This window comes from Legionella micdadei (genome assembly GCF_000953635.1).
GTDB classification, from domain to species: Bacteria; Pseudomonadota; Gammaproteobacteria; order Legionellales; family Legionellaceae; genus Tatlockia; species Tatlockia micdadei.
The window spans coordinates 2,954,149-2,973,722 of record NZ_LN614830.1 but is presented as its reverse complement, the minus strand read 5'-3'; the positions used below and the strand labels follow the sequence as shown (position 1 = coordinate 2,973,722).

Below are 19,574 nucleotides of genomic sequence, written 5' to 3'. Positions count from 1 at the left end.
TTGGCCATGCATGATACACCGATTATATGCCTAACGTAATACCTGTTAGTCCGCAGCGAGTTAGAGAAGCCTCTCGCTGCGTTTTGGACTAAGAAATATCTACTTTAAAAACATTTGGCTTCGTGCTCGGCGTGCCTCTCCTCCCCGGCCATTGCGCGAGCCATAGCTTCTTTTAAAGCAGGAATGTTTAAATTAAGCTTGCCCTGCGAGTTAACCCATTGAAGTTCGGTAATGACTCGATGAGTGAGCGTTTCCTCGCGTAATCCTTCCTTAAAGATTGATTCCAGACTGGCTGTTTCATACTCGATATCAGGATGGAGATTAAGGGCTTGATTGGCTAAAAGCGAGCTGTATTTTTTTACGAATGCAGCACGTAATTTTTTTTCGCTAATAAAAAGTTCTTCATTCTCTGCGGCTTTTTTATTAGGTGCTGAAAAATTATACTCTCGTGCATACTTTTCATAAAAAATATCAGCGAGCAGGGCATGCATGTCTGCACTTGGATGGACATCATCCCAAAACATATAACCGCTTGCGGGTGAAGTTCCATCCTCGTTAATTTTGAAATCCGGAGAGGTACTATAAGGTTTCTCGCGCTTGCTCTTAGCAAAATGATATTGCTCAGGATTTTGGTAAGCGTCGGTAAATATACTGTTGACATCAAACAATTCGATAGAGCAATGTGGATACATAATACTGAGCTCATGACATGCTTTTGCCAATTCAGTATTAAAATAGTCAGTGCACTCATGTGCGTTTTCAAGCTCGGCGCCTCCTAATGCTTGGTATCGGGGAGTTAATGAAAGATCAGGTAAATTGAACAGCACAAAGTGGCGGTAACCATTTTTGATTAATTCCTCGGCGTTTTTAATCCGGGCGCGAATAGCCAGATCAGCCTCGACATGAGAAGGGCGGGCGTTAACCGTAATGAGATCATTCGCTCCTGACCATTCAATGATTAATGTTTGCTCTTTTTGGGCTCTGGGAATTGTTTGTTCCTGGTCATAATCGAGTAGTTTTTGCCGTTTTAGTCCTAAATTGGATAAAATCAAGCGGGTAAAAAATCGAACAGGACTATAACTTAATGCCCAGCGGTAGTCATGTGCTGTCAGCCCCCCTTCATCATAACTTCTGACGAAGTCAATGCCTTTATATTTCACGTAAAGATCATTGTCTAAGCTATAACTATGTTGGATAGCGTCTTCTATTTTTGTTTCACCGAATAATATGGAATCAGAAATATCAGTTGCCTCCATGCCTTTTTTCTTAAAGCTTTTTATTAAGAACTCGCTGATGAATCGGGCAACAATATGGTCACTCCAAGCATAGCCGTTGGTGAATCTGCCTTGAGGCGATTTCGACAGATCAGAAAAGCAGCGTAGAATTGGCCTTTTACTGGCAGTTCCTCGGTCAGTAAGACTGTCCCCTTCCGTAATAATACGAGTAATGATTTTTGGTTTCACGATTTTTTCCTTGTTAGTTTAATTAATAAACAACTAAATCGCCCTACACAGGTATAAAACCAAAATTCGAGTACCTAACTCCTGTAGTGGTTAATCCATCATAAAACAAATTGTAAAAAATTAATACTGTTTTTAAACAAAAAATTAAACACTGAGATTATTTAGATAACATAATGAATTTAATAATTATTTTTTGAAACAATAAAGAACATCTCTGGTTAAGGATTTTTATCCTGTTTCAGATACTTTTCATACTCTTGTCGGTGACTGCTAATGGCTTGACTTTATTGACTAGGTATACAACTCTAAAGCTCTTCTAAGGATAGAAGTTGATTTAAAATGCACAACTTAAAAAAAATCGTGAATTATCTTGATCTTTCCATGCAAAGAAGCTTGTCTAATGCAGGGCACCAATTGGTCGCAGTCGGGGCAATTGCTTTTTTAGGATTCCCCTTATTTTATTTGATATGGACGGAGTGGTTTCCTCAATCTTATGAAACGTTTTGGTTGCGGATTATAGGAAGCTTACTTGGTTTGGGCTTGATGCTCACGCCTTATTGGCCTAATTCGACTAAGCGCTATCTGCCTTGGTTTTGGTTTCTGACTATTTTATACACATTGTCTTTTTTTTCGCTTTTTCATTCCTGATGAATAAAGGCAGTGTTATTTCTGCAATGTCTTTGCTTTGTTCAGTATTTTTATTAGTTTTGCTCGTCGATTTATTGAGCTTGACAGTTTTGCTCCTTCTGGGGTGGGGACTCGCGTTGATTTGCTACTATTTAGTTTCCCCTGAGCTCTATTTTGGTGAAGAGCACATCGAAACGGCGATTGTGATGCTATTTGTTATCGTTGCAGGTTCAACAGTCAATTATAAAACAGCGATGCTACAGCAGCAGCGTTTGGAAGGGATGGCTGCGGCTGCTGGCATGATCGCGCACGAATTAAGAACCCCATTATTAGGAATTAAAAGTGGGGCTAAAGCGATGTCGCGCTATTCACCACAATTATTTGAAGCGTATCATCTTGCAAAAGATCATGGCTTGCTCGGGGGGACTTTAAGAGAAATGCGTTTACAACAACTGGAAGAAGTAAGCGATAGGATCATCTGTGAAATCGATTACGCAAACACAATTATTGATATGCTTCTAATAAAGGCAGGCCGTGAAAATTTTTTGCAAAATTGTGTTTTGGAGCCTTGCTCGATGGCTGATTGTCTTGCTGAGGCGATAGCGAGATATCCTTTTAAGTCTGTGGAAGAGCGCGCACTGGTTTCATGGCAAGGTGATTTTTTGTTCGCAGGCTCTAAATTATTAATGCAGCATGTCCTGTTCAATCTTTTGAAAAATGCATTGTATGTTATTGCAACTGCACAAAAAGGAGAGATTACTATTTGGACTGAAAAAAGGGATAAATTTAATACACTTTATTTTAAAGATTCCGCTATTGGGATGTCTTCGCAACAGTTATCAAAATTATTTAATCATTTTTATACAACTACCTTTATGGGCACAGGAATAGGGTTATCTTTTTGTAAGCTCGTTATGAATCGATTTGGCGGGGATATTCGTTGTGATGCTAAAGAAGGATGCTACACTCAGTTTTTGCTCTCATTTCCTGCGATTTGAATAAAAAAGAGTGATAAAATATTGTTATTTTTGAAAAATATCTAATAGGATTTTCGTTATTTTTTATTTGGAAAAATGAAACAGTCATGTTATTTTTATTGACAGTTTGTTAGGGTCTAGTCTTCGAATGCACCTAATAAAAAAATAACTCTTCGAAGAAGAGTTTCACGAAAGACGTAAACTGAAGATAGAGGAGTAGATCGTCCCTAAGGGATTCACTCTTGTTCTCCTATAAAGGAGGAGAAGGTGCCTTAAGGGTAGATGAAGGTTGCTGATTTAAAGTTCTTATTCGGCATTTGCCCCATAAGGGCTGAGGCGCTATAGAACTGTTATCGATTGTGATATTAATTTGGGTGATAGGAACGCTTCGCTCAGGAGGAGCCATGCAATATTTTTCAATACCTACTTGCTATTTTCCAAGCACGGCCTTATTTATTGATGACAGCCGGGATTTTTTGTTAAATTTTGTTTTGCAATTAGATGAAGGTTTGGCGTATCGAGTTTTTGATTCACCTTTCGATGCACTTGATTGCATTCATAAAAAACGCTGTGAATTAGATTTACTAAGTCAGCGTTGCCTAAGTGAATATACTGAGGCTAAAAATTGTCCGTTAACCAACCATACAATTAATCTTAATTTGGCTGCGATTCATGCCGAGATTTATAATCCACGACGCTTTTCAGAAATTTCTGTTGTCGTAGTTGATTATGCCATGCCCGGTATGGATGGTTTGGAGTTTTGTCGTCGTATTGAAAATACTAAAATAAAAAAAATCCTCTTAACTGGTCAAGCTGATGAAAAACTTGCAATTGAAGCGTTTAACGAAGGGCTAATTCATCGATATATTCAAAAAAGTGATCCTAATGTCGCTGAGCTAATCACCAAAAGTATTTATGATTTGCAATTACAATATTTCCAAGCTATGTCCGATATGATTGTAAGAATGTTATCAGTGGCATCACCAAGCTGCTTACGCGATAAAAAATTTGCTGAATTTTTTCATCAGCTTCGACATGAAAAGCGAATTTTTGAATATTATCTTGCTGATAATTCCGGTAGTTTTTTATTGCTTGATGATGATGCTAACCCAAGTTTTCTTATTGTTAGAAATGAGGCTGATTTACGGTTGCATTATGATTTAGCCTTAGATAACGGAGCAAGCGAGGAGGTGTTAGATCAACTTGCAGGCGGAGAAAAGATCCCATGCTTTTGGCAAGTAAGAACTCAACCGCTAGAGCGCAATGATTGGGCTACATGTTTGGTTCCAGCTCAGCGTTTTGCCTCTGATGAAACCTACTTTTATGCGTACGTGCGGGGACCTGCGTTATTTGATGTTCAACAAGATAAAATTCTATCTTATCATCGTCATTTGGAAGAGCTGGATGCAGAAGAATTGCTTTTAGTCTAAGCTTCCTTTTGAACAATGATCGGAAATTCTTCATTGCGAGCATTAGCTCAGCATTATCTAAAATGGAAGCTGTAGATAGCGCTAACTGGTAACAGCAATGGATTGTTGATCTGTCCGACATAGCTTTCGCTCAGACTGTATTAGTGTTTTTTTAATCAAACGAGAGATACATAGCCAAAAAGTGGTAACTGGTGCTTTTTTCTATCTAATTTTGCTAGACAATCGACGACTTTCATTAGATTTTCTTGACTATGATTGGCGGAAATTGATAATCGAATTAGAGCATTGTTCTTAGGTGTTGCAGGCGCACAGAAAACAGCCCCATAAATATCTTCTTTCTCAAGTTCATTACGCAACCAGATTGTATTGGCTTCGCTGCCTGTAATAAGAGGAATAATCTGCGAATCACTCTCCCCAAGATAAAAGCCAAGATCAAGCAAATGATTTCGTAAAAACAATGCATTATCATGCAGTTTACTACGCCGCCACTCTTCCTTAGCAATAATCGAAAGCGAGGCGGAAAATCCTGCTAGATCGTGGGGCACTAGCGCTGAGCTGAAAATAATTGGTAAGGAAGTGTTGCGGATAAGTTCAATAAGGTCATTGTTCGCAGCGATTATTCCCCCTCGGCCAGAAATGGCTTTGGCAAGACTAGCTGTGACAATATCAACTTGATCGGATAAGCCAAGTTCTGCTACTAAACCACAACCTTGCGGGCCGTGAGTTCCTAGGGAATGAGACTCATCCACGATGAGTACGCAGTCAAATTCTTTTGCTAGCCTTATGTATTCAAATAGAGGACTAATGGTTCCCGTTGTGCTGTAAATGGAGTCTACCGCAATAATTCCTGAGCCATATCGCTCTAAGCGTTTGCGCAATGAGTGTATTGAATTATGGCGAAAGGGAACTGGTTTAGCATTGGCGGCTTTTACTCCCTCCCAAAAAGACATGTGTGCATAAAAATCGAGATAAACTGGTAAATTTCGCGAAGCAAGTGCCTGGATTAAGCCAATATTAGCGCACCAACCCGATTGAGCTAGTAAGGCAGCAGGATAGCGGAGAAATTGGGCAAATTCCTGTTCACAAGCAGAAAGTAGGCTATCCTCTCTCAAAAATACGGGTGATTGCATTTGGCCATTACCATATTTACGCAGGGCATTAATTTGTGCTTCGATAAGTTTAGGATGATGGCTAATATGTAAATAATCATTACTAGAGAATATGAGAGCTTCTGCTGAGGGGGGCTTTCCTTTTAAAATATGCTTTCCATGCCAAGATTGATTGACTCGCACCATAAAATACTCTTGCATGGCGTTATTAACAAAAGGCGGAAATTTTCCTCTTGCATGAGCAGAAGATATAGTTTGCCCTTCATCCAGCGCATTTTGATCATCGTGCTTCGCCATTAATTGCCCTATCCATCTAGGTCTACACAGGATCAGTGTAACGATATTGAGGTATTTATAACAAGGTTATGCTAGAACCTGTTTACATTTCTACTACCTTGGCTAAAATGAATTGATTTTTTAGGTTCCGATGCTTGAAAACAAGCTATTTAATCATGCAAAACAGGGCCTAAATTATCCCTTCCCTAACATTTTCAGTGATTCCACCTAGCCATTTTCCGGATTAGAAATCCTGAGCCATAGAGAACAACACCAGTGAGCATTAAGCATAAAATACGTACAATTGTTGGTGTTGATGAGGCGTCATAAAACAAGGCTTTAACTGTCGCAAAAGTTAAGATCATTAGGGTTGATTTCGCCATGATTTTATCTTTGTGCATGAAGGCAAAGCCAATTACGCACACTGCATAAAAAAGCCAAGAAGCCGATACTGCTAAGGAGCCGTAGGGATTAGTGAGTTGATAGAGCCAGGCTACCCCAAGTAGATGGGCTGTGCCTAAGGCAAAGTAATAAGTGTATTCGTCTTTCATCATAAAATCATCGAGATGAACTCTTAAGACTAACCAAACGCTTGCAAAAGAGGCTATTCCTACTAAAAGCCAAGGCAAACTGAAAGACCCCGCTAGATGATTTAGTATATTGATGTACTCAATTCCAAGAACAATCAGAAGAGCAATTAAAGGGAAAAGAAAAGTACGAGTGAATTTGGGATGTTCTATTTTTTTATAAAGACTAAATCCTAAAATAATAATCACAAATAGCCAAGGCCTTATAAAGGCCGGCAAAAGTTCAAGGTAAATAGAATGAAAACAAACAATTGTAGAAAATGTAATAATAATTATTCTACTGCTGTGCAGACGACCTGGAAACCATGTTTTTGCCGACAAATAAAGAACGACAAGAAGGGATGCGAAGCCGAGTGAAATCCAAGGAGCGAGTGCTGGTTGAATACGGTTAATAAAATAATATTCCATTGCGTAGAAAATTAGGAGAACGGGGAAAAAGCTCCAGGCTTCTTTTTCGGTTAATTGCTTTTGTGTCAATTGGGTATGGAAATAAGTGCCAATAGAAAAAATGAGATAATACAGAGCTAATACTATTGCAATTAAGATATCTTGATTGAGTTGGAAACCAATGTAAGAAGTTACTGAAATCGCTAAATAAGAAGAAATCAGGGTTAACGTTCGTGATTGAACCCAGATGGAAAGTGTGGCGAAGGTAAGAGAGCAAATAATATAGTAATAAAGTGCAAAAATTGCATTAGCATCAAACTCTAAAAGAAGCGGACTAAGGAAAGCACCTAATGCCGCTATAATTGCATAGAGATCATGGTTAATTTTTATATAGAGCCAAATGCAAAATGCAGAAATAAGGCTTGTCATTACAATTGCAGTTTGAAATGTAATGAGATGATAATAACCGTAGGCACCTAAAACTGAAATGTACAAAATGATCGCGCCGGCTGCAGGCAACATACTTGCATAAGCAAGATCATATTCAAATAGTTTGATTCCTGTTGAAATGAGAGCAAGACCGAATAAAGTTGCAAAAACGAGCTGCTTTTGGGGAGTTAACCAGCCTGATTGGATGGAAAGTTTAATGATAAATCCAGCAGCTAATACGAAGCATATTACTGCAACTATACCAAGCCAGTTGCCCGTCCTAACAGGTCGAAGAGGCTTATTAAAGGTTTGATCTTTTTCTGTTTCTTGTTGAACTTCACATGGTTTTTTCTGAGGACTCAACTCTAATTTATTTTCGATAAAAGACAGGCGGGCTTCAATAGCATTTAAACTCTCTTCAATTTTGCTAAAGTCCACTAGTTTCTCCTTACGCAAATTATCGATGGAATTTTATCACGAATTATTTATATTTATCCTAGTTATTTTATCAAATCCTTCCATTAGTTCCCTTATCAATTCTGCAACAGAAATTTCTTTACATAAATGGGCTGATTGCCCTGCCCACATGGACATAAAATCTGTGCAATTTTTCTTGCCTGCCTCAATTCGCATTGCGCGAGTCATCGCGTTTTGTACTGGAAAAGGGAGGATGTCCTTCGCATGAGCGGACATGCGTTCAATAAATTTGTTCCTTATACCACGAGCTAACCTTCCTGAAAATGCTGTGGTTAATATTGTGTTATCCTTTTTGGTTTCTAATAAGGCCTGTTTGTACATAGGATGAATTTCTGATTCAGTGCAGGTTAAAAAAGCTGTCCCCATTTGGACTCCTGAAGCCCCTAGCAAATAGGCAGCTGAAATGGCTTTTTTCTCCATAATTCCTCCTGCTGCAATGACAGGAATTTTTACATATTTCGTGATCTGAGGAAGTAAACTTAAAAGGCCAATTAATCCGTCCTCTGCATTGCCAATAAAAGTACCGCGATGGCCGCCGGCCTCGCTGCCTTGGGCAACGATCATATCTACCCCTGATTTTTCAAGTAAAATCGCTTCTTCGACATTGGTTGCTGTGCCTATGAGTAGGGTATTCTGTTTCTTTAACTTGTTTACCCAGGTTTTATCAAGTAACCCAAAAATGAAGCTAAAAACGGGCACCTTTTCTTCAACAATCACACTCATTTGCTCTTCAAAATGAGGAGTATAGGGGGCTGAAACCGGTTGAGGCTTATAATTTAGTTCAGTACATGCTTGCTCGAGGAGTGTGCAGCTATGGGCAATTTGCTCTGGCGAAGCATAATGCTCGTTCGGTATAAAAAGATTAATTGCAAACGGTTGCTTGGTTAACTTGCGAATTTCATGAATAGTTGTTCTTATGTCTCCAGCGGGCATATAGGCTGCCCCAAAAGAACCTAATCCTCCGGAATTGGAAACAGCGGCAACAAGATTGGGTGTGGTGGAACCTGCCATGGGCGCTAAGAAAATTGGAAACGGAATACCAAGTTTTCTGGTAAGAGTTATCGTTGGCTCCATGGATGAGCTTCCTTTTAATGTGTAGAATGGCAATAACTTAAGGCAGGTTGCTTGGCAAGAAGAATACCAAACTTGCAAACTATAGCAGATCAAATAACGCGTGATAAGCTAAATTATTCTTGACAATACTGGCTTGTTTTTACAGATTTAGTTTAAGCCGGGTTTGAGTCGCCCAGGGTTTAATGGCAATATTGCTATTTGTTCCTTAAAGAAAGCCTATTTTCACAAGGAATCTAGAAATACGATTTACTTGCCAGTATCATCATTTAGATTCGAAGTAGAGGATTTAATCATGCGTTTTAGTGTTTACGCCTTACTTGTTGCTTTACCGCTAAGTAGTTATGCTTTCAACACTGTGGATAGGCACCAAATCGAGGATAGAATTAAGCCAATTGGCGAAATTCACATAGCCTCGCAAAGTACTCCCTCTTCGACGCAGCGATTGATTCAAACGGGATCTGAGACAAATACTAAGGAAACACTTGGCCAAGCGACTTATCAACAATATTGTTCAACTTGCCATCGCGATGGAGTTGCGGGCGCGCCCAAATTTCGTGACAAGGCGGATTGGCAGCCTCGTCTTGATAAAAAAACACTGGATGAGCTTGTTGCTTCCGCGATTAAAGGGTTGAATGCAATGCCAATGAAAGGTACCTGTATGCAGTGCAATGATGAAGAGATAAAAAATGCAATTCAATATATGTTACCGCAATCATGAGTAAGTTCACTTATAGACGTTTACAAGGGCTGCTTGCTTTTTTGAGCTTCTTTGTGCTGGCTAGCTCTTTTTATTTTCAATATGTTAAGGGATTAGCACCTTGCCCCTTATGTTTAATGCAGCGTTTTTGTGTGTTGTTATTATTTATGATTTGCTTTATTGGGGTAAATACCCGCAGCTTAAGAGGAGGCAAAATAATAGCTGGGCTACAAATGTTTGTTGCTGCATGCGGTCTATTTTTTGCAGGCCGCCAACTCTGGATTCAATCCCTTCCTGCTGGCCAAGCACCTAGCTGTATGCCAGATCTCGATATCTTAATTCGTTATTTTCCATGGCGCGATGTGATGCGCACTCTTCTCTGGGGGACAGGCGATTGTGCAGAAATTTCCTGGCAATGGTTAGGTTTATCCATGCCAGCTTGGGCAGCCCTCTATTTCTTTTTCTTATTAATAGTAGCAATTCCTGTTTTTTGGATTTTGCGTAAGCAGATTGCTGCTGCTTAGGGGATAAGAATTTTACTTTGAAAAGTCCTGATTAGCAGTGATAAGGTTATCTTTTCTTGCAATGGGATAAACTAGCGTGTTATAAAAATTTTAATACCTCTCCGCTGGAAGGACACTATGCGGTTATCTCATACTATAGGTTTAAGTATCATTGTTTGCTGGTTAGCCGGGTGCGAGCAAGTTGCGGTGATATCCACCCCCAAAAAGCAGGCAATTGCATCAAACAGCGAGCTTGCCGCCAAAGCACAAAATTATTTCTGGGAAACCTTGCACGGCGGAAATTACCAAGATATTCCTAAAGCGGACTACCTATTGATGGCTGCTTATTTACAAAATCCAAATGATCCAAAACTTGCTGCTCATCTGGGACTTCTTCATTTGTGGAAAATTACTGAGCGTCAGCGCAATAAAGATGAATCACCCACGATCGTTAATGAAATTATATTATCTCGAAAATACCTGGCTGATGCGTTGCAGCTTGATCAAAAAAATCCTATCTATCAAGGGTTTGCAGGAGATACTCAATTAATCGAAGGACAAATTTTTCATGATCAGCGCGAGGAAACAAAGGCTTATTTCCTATTGAAAAAAGCGATACATAATTGGCCTGAGTTTAATTATTTTACCGCTGGCTATCCAATGACAACTTTGCCCCCCGATTCTAAAAATTTTAAGGAAGCTTTGTCTTGGCAATGGAGCACTCTTGATTTGTGCCAAGGAAGTAAAATTGATCGCAAAAATCCTGTTTATAGTGTTCCCCCAACCAAAGATGACCAGGGTGAAAAACGAGCTTGCTTCAATTCTTGGATTGCGCCTTTTGGCTTTGAAGGTTTTTTCATGAATATGGGAGATATGTTAGTTAAATCTGGGGATTGGCAAACTGCGGTCGTAATCTATAAAAATGCTCAACTCGATAAAAATTATGCAAAATGGCCTTATCGAGAAATGTTAGAAAAACGCATTACTAATGCAAGAGAAAATGTTGGTAATTTTCAGAAAGAATTTTCTGATCCGGATAAAGCGATAATGTTTAATTCTGGATATGGTTGTATGGTTTGTCATCAAAGCGTTGCAAAGTGATAGTCACAGCTTTGATAATTTTGCCAAGAGGGAGAAGTGGCTAACGCTCTAAAAGAAATCCTCCTTTGATCCACTGGTAAATAAGCACCCAGTTAGCTATTATCGCCAGCCATTGTAATTATTAAAGCACCTTCATATGAATAAGTTTAGCTCCGAGCTTATTAAGAAACATGCTTACACTAAAGCGCGAGTGACGCGCATCAGTACGCCCCATGGTGATTTTTTAACCCCCGTGTTTATGCCTGTAGGGACTCGTGCAGGTGTGAATAATATGACCCCTCGGGAGTTACTTGAGGCGGGCAGCCAAATTGTTCTCGGCGGCAATACTTATCACATGCTTTGTGCTCCAGGCATGTCAGTGATTGAGAAAGCTGGAGGTATGCACCCTTTTATGGGGTGGCACGGTCCGATGTTAACTGACAGTGGTGGTTTCCAAGTCTTTAGCCTATCGAAGAATAAAGAAATTTGTAGTATTGATGAAGAGGGGGCACATTTTCGCTTGCCAGGATCCACCCGTCTAATTCATATGACGCCCGAGATGTCGCTTGAAACACAAAAAATCATTGGTGCTGACATCATTATGGCGTTTGACCAATGTACACCAGATCACTGTTCGCGGGAAGAGGTAAAGCGTATCATGAAGCGCACTCATCGTTGGCTTAGGCAATCGATAGACTATCATCAAAAATATCCTACTTCTCGGTACGGGGCAACTCAGGCTTTATTTGGGATCGTGCAAGGGGGGATTTATGAAGATTTACGTCAAGAGAGCGCTGATTTCATTACCTCGATGAATCCAGACGGTATAGCCATCGGTGGTGAAACAGTGGGGTTTAATATGAAAACCACGATTGATATTATCCGTTGGATTAATAAATACTTACCCGAAAACAAGCCGCGTTATACGATGGGGGTAGGGATGTCGCCTCAAGATTTGCTGGATGTAGTAGCTGAAGGAATCGATATGTTCGATTGTGTCGCGCCGACAAGAAATGCGCGGCATGGATCGTTATACTGTGGGGAATTAATCAAAGAGGGGAACTGGCTAAGGTTTGCAAGTCCTTATGAGAATGCGCGCATTCAAATTAAAAAAGCATGTTTTGCTAGTGACTTAGAACCTATTATGCCTTCATGCACATGCTATACTTGCCAACATCATTCTCGGGCGTTTTTGCATCATTTAAGTAAACAAAGAGCAAACCTCTTTACTGCGTTAGCGAGTATTCATAATGTCCATGTAATGAATGAAGTTTGTGCTAAAATGCGCGACCTAATCTTTAGTTCGTAGGCTATATAAAGAATATACAGGAGAGCTTTAATGATTTTGATTAACACTTCCAAAGGTGAAATTCGTTTGGAACTACACGAAGAAAATGCCCCAAAGACGGTGGAAAATTTTCTAAATTATGTTCGTAAAGGATTTTATACCGATACCATTTTTCATCGGGTCATTGATGGTTTTATGATTCAAGGTGGTGGGTTGACTGCGGAAATGGTACAGAAAACTACTGATGCGCCAGTAAAGAATGAAGCTAAACAAGCGAAACCCAATAAACGGGGCACGATCGCAATGGCTAGAACAATGGATCCTCACTCCGCAACAGCTCAATTCTTTATCAATGTTGCTGATAATGCCTTCTTAAATTTCAGCGGTGAACACGCCCAAGGCTATGGCTACTGCGTTTTTGGTGAAGTTGTTGAAGGAATGGATGTGGTGGACGCTATTGCTAAAGTTAAAACAGGTCAGCGTAAAGGGCATGCCGATGTTCCTGTGGAAGAGGTGGTTATTCACGAAATTCTCGAAATCTGATCAGTCCCATGGAATGAAGCGCAATAATCCGTGATGGTTCAGGGCTTCACAAACAGTCGAAGCTCTGGCGGATTCCTGCTTTGGTTCTAAGCACAGATTTTTAGTCGATTCAGGACCTCATTGGTTTTGGCAAAAAGTCAGGCTTGAGCAGAGGTTGTGAGATGCTGTTGCCCGCATGCATGAAATGGTTAATACGCAAAACACTAATCAGTTATTTTCTTACTCGTTTACGCAGGCTGGCAGAGTAATCAAATTTTGGGATTTCAACATGAAAGAAGATTGCTAATAATCGCGTTGAAAAAATAGCAAGCAAAGTAATCATGATGTTAATGCCGTTTGAAAGCTGGAAATAATCCAAAATAATAAATAATAATGCTCCGGCAAGTGCAATCACAGCATACAATTCTTTACGCAGAACTAAGGGAATATCATTGCAAAGTATGTCGCGCAGCATCCCACCACAGATCCCGGTAATCATGCCGCTAAGAATGGCTACGCTAGGTGATAAGCCGTTACTGAGACTTTTTTGTGTGCCGATAATCACAAAAGTTGATAAACCCAGCGCGTCAAGCACGAGAAAAACTTTCATGATTTTTACTAATGAGTGAGCAATAAAAATAGTTAGAAAAGCACAAGCAGAAGTATATAAAAGGTACTCCGGATGAGCTACCCAAGTGAGCGGATAGGTATTTAATAGGAGATCTCTCACTGTTCCTCCACCAAGAGCGGCAATGGATGCAATGAGAACAACCCCAAAAAAATCCATTTTTTTGCGCCCAGCGGCTATGGCCCCCGTAACCGCTTCGACACAGATGCCCATAATAAACAGATAATGCAGTAACATAAATTTTGCTTAGTGTTCAAAAAATGGGAATCATACCATTCTTTATCTAGCTGGCGAAATAGTTCGTTAAGCGCTAGGATTATAATAAAATTGAATCATCATCTCGGAGTAGTGATAAATGGTTGAAACGCAATCAGGAAAACCGTTCCTATTTATAAACGCGGTCGATAAAGATTTGCATGATAATATTCTGCGGTTGGATCAGAAATTGAAGGGATTCCTAGCAGAAATTAACGTAAAACTTGAAGCGATTGATGGGGATGAATTGGAGTTGAAAGAGGAGCGTAAAGAACAATTACTTCTTTTAAGTGAAGAAATAAAAAAAGCAATTAGCGGAATAAAAAATCTGGTAAACACGGTTCTTGAGGATGGACTAACTAGCAGTGAATTTGCAGAGATGAATCGCGAAAATTTAGATTCGTTGCGCGAAGGATTTAAACAAAGTCTTGAGAAGATATCGAAAATGAGGGAAGAATTTTAGTGTGAGCCCATGTGAGTTACTTTGATTACGTAATCCAGACTTTCCTTGTTCACAGTAAGTAGTGATGCATTTTAAATCACTTTTTCTGTTTACTCGAAATAGGTGGTGCTAAATTATGGGAATAAAAGGATTTCAATATTTTTTAGTTATATTAACACTCCTTTTCTCTTTACACTCAGCCAATAGTTCAACTCCGAGTGATTCCGCTGCGCAATCGGGACAACTAGAGCAGCAAGTCGATCAGATTGTAGCCACAAACATGAAACTTTATAGCATTCCTGGGCTTGCGATCGCTGTGCTGCAAAAGGGTAAACCTACCTTATTAAAAGGCTATGGCTATGCAGATGTTCAATCGCAGCAGCCAGTAGGGAAAGATACCTTATTTGCAATTGGTTCGGTTTCTAAAGTGATTACCGCATTTGCAATAATGATGTTAGTTCAACAAGGGAAGATAAATCTTGACGACTCTGTGCTTCAATATATTCCTAAAGCTCCACAAGCATGGCAGGCTGTCACTATTCGCCAGTTACTTTCTCACTCGAGCGGTATTCCACAACATCAAGGACCGTATTTGCCTTGGGAGCAAATTTGGCAAACAATGGCGCAAAAGCCGATGCAGTTTACGCCTGGTACGGGTATAAAATATAATAATTTTGGTTACATTGTGCTTGATCGTGTTATTGAAAATGTTAGTCATCAATCCTTGAGTGATTTTTTTCAGAACACTATTTTTCAACCGCTGGGGATGAATCAGACTGGTTTTCCCCCCACTTTATTTCCTGCAGGGTTAGCTACTGGTTATCAGGTTAACAATGGGGTAATCGAGCCAAATCCAAATAAAAAGCCCTGGCAACAAATGTGGGGATCAGGGGGTATTGTTTCTTCGATTACCGATATGGCCAGGTTTGATGCTGCTATGAGTGCTGGACAATTATTATCACCTTCGTCTTACAAACAACTGTGGAGCCCAACTTTCTTAAAAAATGGCCAACCTGCTGGGCATAAAGATTGGGCATGGGCTTTAGGTTGGCAAGTCTCTTACGATCATGACAAACTGGTTGCTTTCAAGAATGGAGCAATAAGAGGATATAGCAGTTGGATTGTTCGTCATATTGATGATCAGGTTAGTATTATAATTTTGGCAAATACTAATCATGTCCCTTTGAAAAAAATAGCAAAACAAGTTTTTAAGCAGGTTATGTCAACCCAAAAAGGGGATCAAAACACGAATTGATAGGAACTGTTTCGCTATCCATGGACGCGGGGGAATAAAGCTATAGATTAGTTTGGTTATCCATATTTTTTAACTGGAAGTGGTTTTATTTTTCTCATCGCGCGGTTATTCTCAGTGTTCTTTTAACTCTAGAAGTTTAATAATGGCTATTAGTGGTTGGTATTATCCCTCAATCATTGCTCTTGTATTATATGGAGCATGGGGATATTGGGGGGCTAGAGCATCCAGTTTTATAAATCCTCTATCCATTACGTTTTATTCGAGTCTTGGGGTCTTAATCTCTGGTGTGTTAGCGTTGGCCTTGCTTGACTTTAAGCCAGAACTTTCGGCAAAAGGTAGCGTCTATGGATTATTGAATGGATTAGCTAGTGGCATTGCTTGTATTTTTTTCATTTTAGCATTGCGTAAAGGCCCAGCAATGCCTGTCGTGTTAATTACCTCAATGTATCCTTTGATTACTTTAATCTTATGCATAGTGTTTCTCAAACAGGGTATTACGATACGACAAACGTTAGGAATGATTTTCGCGATTATCGCTTTAATATTGTTTTCCACTGAAGCGTAAGAATCTGTTTTCAAATCTTCACAATTGGGAAAAATCATATTATTGTGTTATAATGCGCCAGTTAATAGGGGAAGCCGCATGTTCTCTGAGTTTGCGGGATCTGTAGGTAAACGATAAAGTAAATTCCCCATAACAAACGGAAAAAGTAGTCAAGCGCATTTGAAAAAACGATGGATTGCGGTTTTTTCAGTGCTTTAAGTCCTAACTTAACAAAAGGGTATTGAATGAAAAAATTAGCATTAGTAATGGGTTTGTTAATTCCAGTATTATCATTTGCTGCTAATGTCCCTCCCAATAGAACAATAGATATGTTTCAAGAACAATGTGCTAAGGAGAAAGATCCTGTAAAGCGTCAAAATTCTTGCCACATTCTTGATCGTCACAGCGAATCTCAACTAAATATTCCCGAATTCCATAAAGAAACTGTCACTGTATAAATAAACAGATCACTGATCCTGGTCGCTAGATAGGCCAGGATCAAAAAAAGTCTATTATCATTTATCTGTTACCCAATCCATCCTATTTCAATTAACTCGTAAAAGGCTTCTGATAGTGGATAGCAAATTGCGGTTCTTCCTCATGGAGAGAAACGATGTCGTATTGATTCTTTTGCAGCCGATATCGTTTCGCTAAAATACTTACATTAATTAGCACAATGCATGCAAGGCCAATCATAATAAGGCACGGTGAGCTAGGGAGATGAGTTTTTCGGGCTAAATAATCAGATATAAGGGGCGGCAATCCGGATGCGAGGCTAGCGGCTACTGAAAATACGATAGATAGGGCGGTACAACGGATTTGTAGGGGGAACAGTTCGGTGAGGAGAACAGAAGACACACTATAGTAGCAGGCACAAGGAACAGAGATTAACATCTGCATCAGGAGAAAACTGTTTGGATGACCATAATTGACGGCGTACATAAAAGGATAAGAAAGAACCAAAAATCCAGTTGTTGCCCACGCTAACATTTTTAGGCGATCTTGTTTGTCTGAGAACCATCCAAAAAGGGGAATAAGAATAGTGACAAAGGTAAGCGATGACATAGTCGACATGACAATGAAGGTTCGCGAGACATGCGAGTATTGAGCGGCATGCAAAGGAATGTAGAGATAGAAGAAAAACCCGGTAGCAACAGACAAAAAACTGGCAAAAAAAGCGTAGTTAAACATGAAAGGATTTCTCTTTACGAAGTCCAGGGATTGACTATAAATTGCTCGAGTTGTTGGCTTTACTCGTTCCGCATAATACATGATATAAGCTAAACTCTCAGGCATTCTATAACGGATATATGAACCAACCAGTGTAGTAAATATTGCCAGTAAGAATGGGATTCGCCATAACCAGTCTTGAGTAAAGAGATAAGTATTACCCAGTGCATGAGTCATTTCGACAACGGTGGAAGCAAGAAGGTAGCCCGCTTTTACCCCTACTGATGGCCAACATCCGCGAAAGCCACGTCGCTCATTACTGCCGCTTTCTACCAAAAAAGAGGCTGAGTTTAAAAATTCGGAACCTAACGCCATGCTCTGGATTATTCTGAAAGTAAGTAATAACCCGGCAGAAAAAAAACCGATTTGCTGGTATTTAGGAATTAAACCAATGAGCACAGTTGATAATCCCATGATTAAAATAGAGCACATCAACACGTTTTTTCGTCCATAGAGGTCAGATAAGAGTCCTAAAATGAAAGCCCCGACAGGTTTGGCTAAGTAAGCGAGAAAAATGAGAGATAAAATAACGGTGGGATTCCCTTGGTTATCGCCTATTAACACTCGTGAGAGTTCAGCTGATAGGAAATAGCAGATCGAGATGTCATACGCTTCAACAACATTCCCCATGAAGCCACCTAAAATAATTTTAGTTTGATGTTTCATATTCAACCTGTGTTTGAGGCAAGCAATCATATTCCTGAAAGAGATGGCTGAGCATACTGGAACAATACTGCCCTATTTTGTAGAAGTCTTCGTGTTGGCTTGCAAACAACTCACGAGTGCGATCACAGGAGCGGCTGCTTGCTAAAGAATAAATAAAAAAATCATTTTCCAACTTCGCAGCCAAGGAGTAGCCAATCGGATAGCAGTGTTTAATCTGTTTTAAATAGTAAAGCTCGTCATATCGCTCTGGACTATATAAGGATTGCCAATTAGCTTGGCCGCAAGCACTATACCAAGCCGTGTGATAGGACTTGTCGTAACGCCAAAGGTTACTGCTAAATAAGTTAAACTCCATGGCAGGAGTAGAGGAAAAACTAAGTATCTTATGTTTTCTATCGATCCGCGATATGGCCATGTGGCTAATTTCATGAATGCCCAGTACATCTCTGAACACACTTGATACTCTGGATCTGAAGGCAAAAAGAGCCTCCAGTAATTGCGGGTGGGGTACTGCGTCTATGCAATTAGTTTCCATTACTGACTCTCAAACAGGCTCCATGTTAATGACTAAAGTGCTTTATTGATGATAAAGCCAGGTCGATAATTTTTTTGGATTGCTCTTCGCTGGCATTGATTTGACTTACATCGTTAATTAAGTCAAGAAGAAAGCCAGGAGTTTCTTTTCCTAAGTGAGGCATATTATATAGTTTTGCAGCATGAGTGAGAATATAGAGAAGCAAATTCTTCGTAATAGTTACTTTATTTCCAGAGGTCGCATCGTCGCTATGACTGTCACCAAATAGTAGCCAACCTGGCGAAACATTTAGTTTCGCTGCAATTTCAACGAGCTTAACTGGCTCAGGAATTGCCTCTCCACGAAGATACTTCCGGCATATTTGTACCGAATAACCAGTAATTTCAGCTAACTTATGAATACAAACGCCAGATGTCGAACGCTGTGAATTGAATCCCGCAGCAATCATTGCATCACGTAAACGGTAAGCAAACTGTTTTGTTAAGTCAACTTTCTCCATGGATGCAGAGATTCAAAAAAGTAAATTACACAAATGGTAACAAAGTGTTTTAAATCGTGCAAATTACAGATTAAACGAAACAATTAGTTTCTTTTAGAAATTAATTGTTGCAAATGTGAAATCGCTATGTAATAATTCATGCGAAACTAAGGGACAGTTTCAAGCTAGAGTCTATTTACTGTAAGGCCCGATGGAACATTGTCTTTACAGGTGAGTCCAAATTAAGGAAAGAGTGGTTTAACCTTAGCAGTTAACCTCGCAAAATTCTGTGGCTTGAATCGATATAACTTCCATTCAAGCCTCTCTTTTTTTCTATTAATAAAGGGTTATTGACCATCATAGGTGTTTACTATGATTAATCAGACATCTTCCTTAGTAGTTATTGCTTTGTGATCTCAGCTTCTATATAATCATCGCCATTTCACATGGTAGAACGAATACTAGGCACGTAGCTCAGTGGTAGAGCACCACCTTGACATGGTGGTGGTCGGTGGTTCGATCCCACTCGTGCCTACCAAATAACCCTGCTGCGCAGGGTTTTTTTTTCTCATAGAATCATTAATATTTATGTGGGCTTGGGGGATGGAGGGACAA

General features: G+C 39.7%; 20 protein-coding genes and 1 tRNA gene. 13 read left to right on the top strand and 8 right to left on the bottom strand.

Annotated features, from left to right (window positions below):
- Positions 1–104 precede the first annotated feature (104 nt).
- Positions 105–1,463 carry an SGNH/GDSL hydrolase family protein gene (locus LMI_RS13270; RefSeq protein ID WP_052679585.1) on the bottom strand — a complete coding sequence of 453 codons (1,359 nt, stop codon included), beginning with the start codon at positions 1,461–1,463 and terminating at the stop codon, positions 105–107.
- 339 nt (positions 1,464–1,802) lie between these two features.
- Here LMI_RS13270 and LMI_RS15680 point away from each other — a divergent pair, with 339 nt between their 5' ends.
- The 3 genes from LMI_RS15680 to LMI_RS13260 all read left to right on the top strand — a co-directional run bounded on the left by LMI_RS15680 (position 1,803) and on the right by LMI_RS13260 (position 4,497).
- Entirely contained in the window at positions 1,803–2,111 is a 309-nt protein-coding gene (locus LMI_RS15680; RefSeq protein WP_231852169.1) for a hypothetical protein, read from the top strand.
- On the top strand, positions 2,111–3,088 hold the full coding sequence (locus tag LMI_RS13265; protein ID WP_231852167.1) for a sensor histidine kinase: 978 nt from the start codon (positions 2,111–2,113) through the stop codon (positions 3,086–3,088). The genes LMI_RS15680 and LMI_RS13265 overlap by 1 nt, the downstream gene beginning before the upstream one ends.
- Before the next feature lie 383 nt (positions 3,089–3,471).
- Entirely contained in the window at positions 3,472–4,497 is a 1,026-nt protein-coding gene (locus LMI_RS13260) for a response regulator (RefSeq protein ID WP_045100216.1), read from the top strand.
- A gap of 155 nt (positions 4,498–4,652) precedes the next feature.
- On the opposite strand, the gene cqsA is transcribed toward LMI_RS13260, so the two are convergent.
- The 3 genes from cqsA to LMI_RS13245 form a co-directional block, all read right to left on the bottom strand.
- Positions 4,653–5,903 (bottom strand): alpha-hydroxyketone-type quorum-sensing autoinducer synthase, encoded by a 1,251-nt coding sequence (gene cqsA, locus LMI_RS13255; protein ID WP_045100215.1) that lies wholly within the window; start codon positions 5,901–5,903, stop codon positions 4,653–4,655.
- A gap of 194 nt (positions 5,904–6,097) precedes the next feature.
- A complete protein-coding gene (locus LMI_RS13250) occupies positions 6,098–7,723 on the bottom strand; it encodes a DUF2339 domain-containing protein (RefSeq protein WP_045100214.1) in 1,626 nt (541 codons plus the stop codon).
- 36 nt (positions 7,724–7,759) lie between these two features.
- Positions 7,760–8,836 (bottom strand): NAD(P)H-dependent flavin oxidoreductase, encoded by a 1,077-nt coding sequence (locus tag LMI_RS13245; RefSeq protein WP_045100213.1) that lies wholly within the window; start codon positions 8,834–8,836, stop codon positions 7,760–7,762.
- 292 nt (positions 8,837–9,128) lie between these two features.
- Between LMI_RS13245 and LMI_RS13240 the strand changes: the two genes are divergently transcribed.
- The 5 genes from LMI_RS13240 (at position 9,129) to LMI_RS13220 (ending at position 12,947) form a co-directional block, all read left to right on the top strand.
- Entirely contained in the window at positions 9,129–9,554 is a 426-nt protein-coding gene (locus tag LMI_RS13240) for a c-type cytochrome (protein WP_045100212.1), read from the top strand.
- On the top strand, positions 9,551–10,057 hold the full coding sequence (locus LMI_RS13235) for a disulfide bond formation protein B (protein ID WP_045100211.1): 507 nt from the start codon (positions 9,551–9,553) through the stop codon (positions 10,055–10,057). The genes LMI_RS13240 and LMI_RS13235 overlap by 4 nt, the downstream gene beginning before the upstream one ends.
- A 117-nt stretch (positions 10,058–10,174) precedes the next feature.
- Positions 10,175–11,137: a hypothetical protein gene (locus tag LMI_RS13230; RefSeq protein WP_045100210.1), complete on the top strand. Its 963-nt coding sequence runs from the start codon at positions 10,175–10,177 to the stop codon at positions 11,135–11,137.
- 136 nt (positions 11,138–11,273) lie between these two features.
- Positions 11,274–12,425: a tRNA guanosine(34) transglycosylase Tgt gene (gene tgt, locus LMI_RS13225; protein WP_045100209.1), complete on the top strand. Its 1,152-nt coding sequence runs from the start codon at positions 11,274–11,276 to the stop codon at positions 12,423–12,425.
- A 30-nt stretch (positions 12,426–12,455) separates the two neighbouring features.
- Positions 12,456–12,947 (top strand): peptidylprolyl isomerase, encoded by a 492-nt coding sequence (locus tag LMI_RS13220; protein ID WP_045100208.1) that lies wholly within the window; start codon positions 12,456–12,458, stop codon positions 12,945–12,947.
- 211 nt (positions 12,948–13,158) lie between these two features.
- On the opposite strand, the gene LMI_RS13215 is transcribed toward LMI_RS13220, so the two are convergent.
- Positions 13,159–13,791, bottom strand: coding sequence for a trimeric intracellular cation channel family protein (locus LMI_RS13215; protein ID WP_045100207.1), 633 nt, complete (start codon positions 13,789–13,791; stop codon positions 13,159–13,161).
- Positions 13,792–13,909: 118 nt separating this feature from the next.
- On the opposite strand from LMI_RS13215, the gene LMI_RS13210 reads away from it, so the two are divergent.
- The 4 genes from LMI_RS13210 (at position 13,910) to LMI_RS13195 (ending at position 16,508) form a co-directional block, all read left to right on the top strand.
- Positions 13,910–14,272 carry a hypothetical protein gene (locus LMI_RS13210; RefSeq protein WP_045100206.1) on the top strand — a complete coding sequence of 121 codons (363 nt, stop codon included), beginning with the start codon at positions 13,910–13,912 and terminating at the stop codon, positions 14,270–14,272.
- 115 nt (positions 14,273–14,387) lie between these two features.
- Entirely contained in the window at positions 14,388–15,506 is a 1,119-nt protein-coding gene (locus LMI_RS13205; RefSeq protein WP_074454248.1) for a serine hydrolase domain-containing protein, read from the top strand.
- A gap of 142 nt (positions 15,507–15,648) precedes the next feature.
- Positions 15,649–16,071, top strand: a complete 423-nt coding sequence (locus LMI_RS13200) for an EamA family transporter (RefSeq protein WP_045100205.1) — start codon at positions 15,649–15,651, stop codon at positions 16,069–16,071.
- A 224-nt stretch (positions 16,072–16,295) separates the two neighbouring features.
- On the top strand, positions 16,296–16,508 hold the full coding sequence (locus tag LMI_RS13195; RefSeq protein ID WP_045100204.1) for a hypothetical protein: 213 nt from the start codon (positions 16,296–16,298) through the stop codon (positions 16,506–16,508).
- Between the two features lie 91 nt (positions 16,509–16,599).
- On the opposite strand, the gene LMI_RS13190 is transcribed toward LMI_RS13195, so the two are convergent.
- Genes LMI_RS13190 through LMI_RS13180 form a run of 3 tightly spaced genes read right to left on the bottom strand, consistent with a single transcriptional unit; the run spans position 16,600 to position 18,980 of the window.
- On the bottom strand, positions 16,600–17,946 hold the full coding sequence (locus LMI_RS13190; protein ID WP_052679584.1) for an MFS transporter: 1,347 nt from the start codon (positions 17,944–17,946) through the stop codon (positions 16,600–16,602).
- Positions 17,930–18,481 (bottom strand): hypothetical protein, encoded by a 552-nt coding sequence (locus LMI_RS13185; protein ID WP_045100203.1) that lies wholly within the window; start codon positions 18,479–18,481, stop codon positions 17,930–17,932. Before LMI_RS13185 ends, LMI_RS13190 begins: the two co-directional genes overlap by 17 nt.
- Before the next feature lie 25 nt (positions 18,482–18,506).
- Positions 18,507–18,980: a helix-turn-helix domain-containing protein gene (locus LMI_RS13180; protein ID WP_045100202.1), complete on the bottom strand. Its 474-nt coding sequence runs from the start codon at positions 18,978–18,980 to the stop codon at positions 18,507–18,509.
- A 442-nt stretch (positions 18,981–19,422) separates the two neighbouring features.
- Here LMI_RS13180 and LMI_RS13175 point away from each other — a divergent pair.
- Positions 19,423–19,497, top strand: a tRNA-Val gene (locus tag LMI_RS13175).
- Positions 19,498–19,574: the final 77 nt, after the last annotated feature.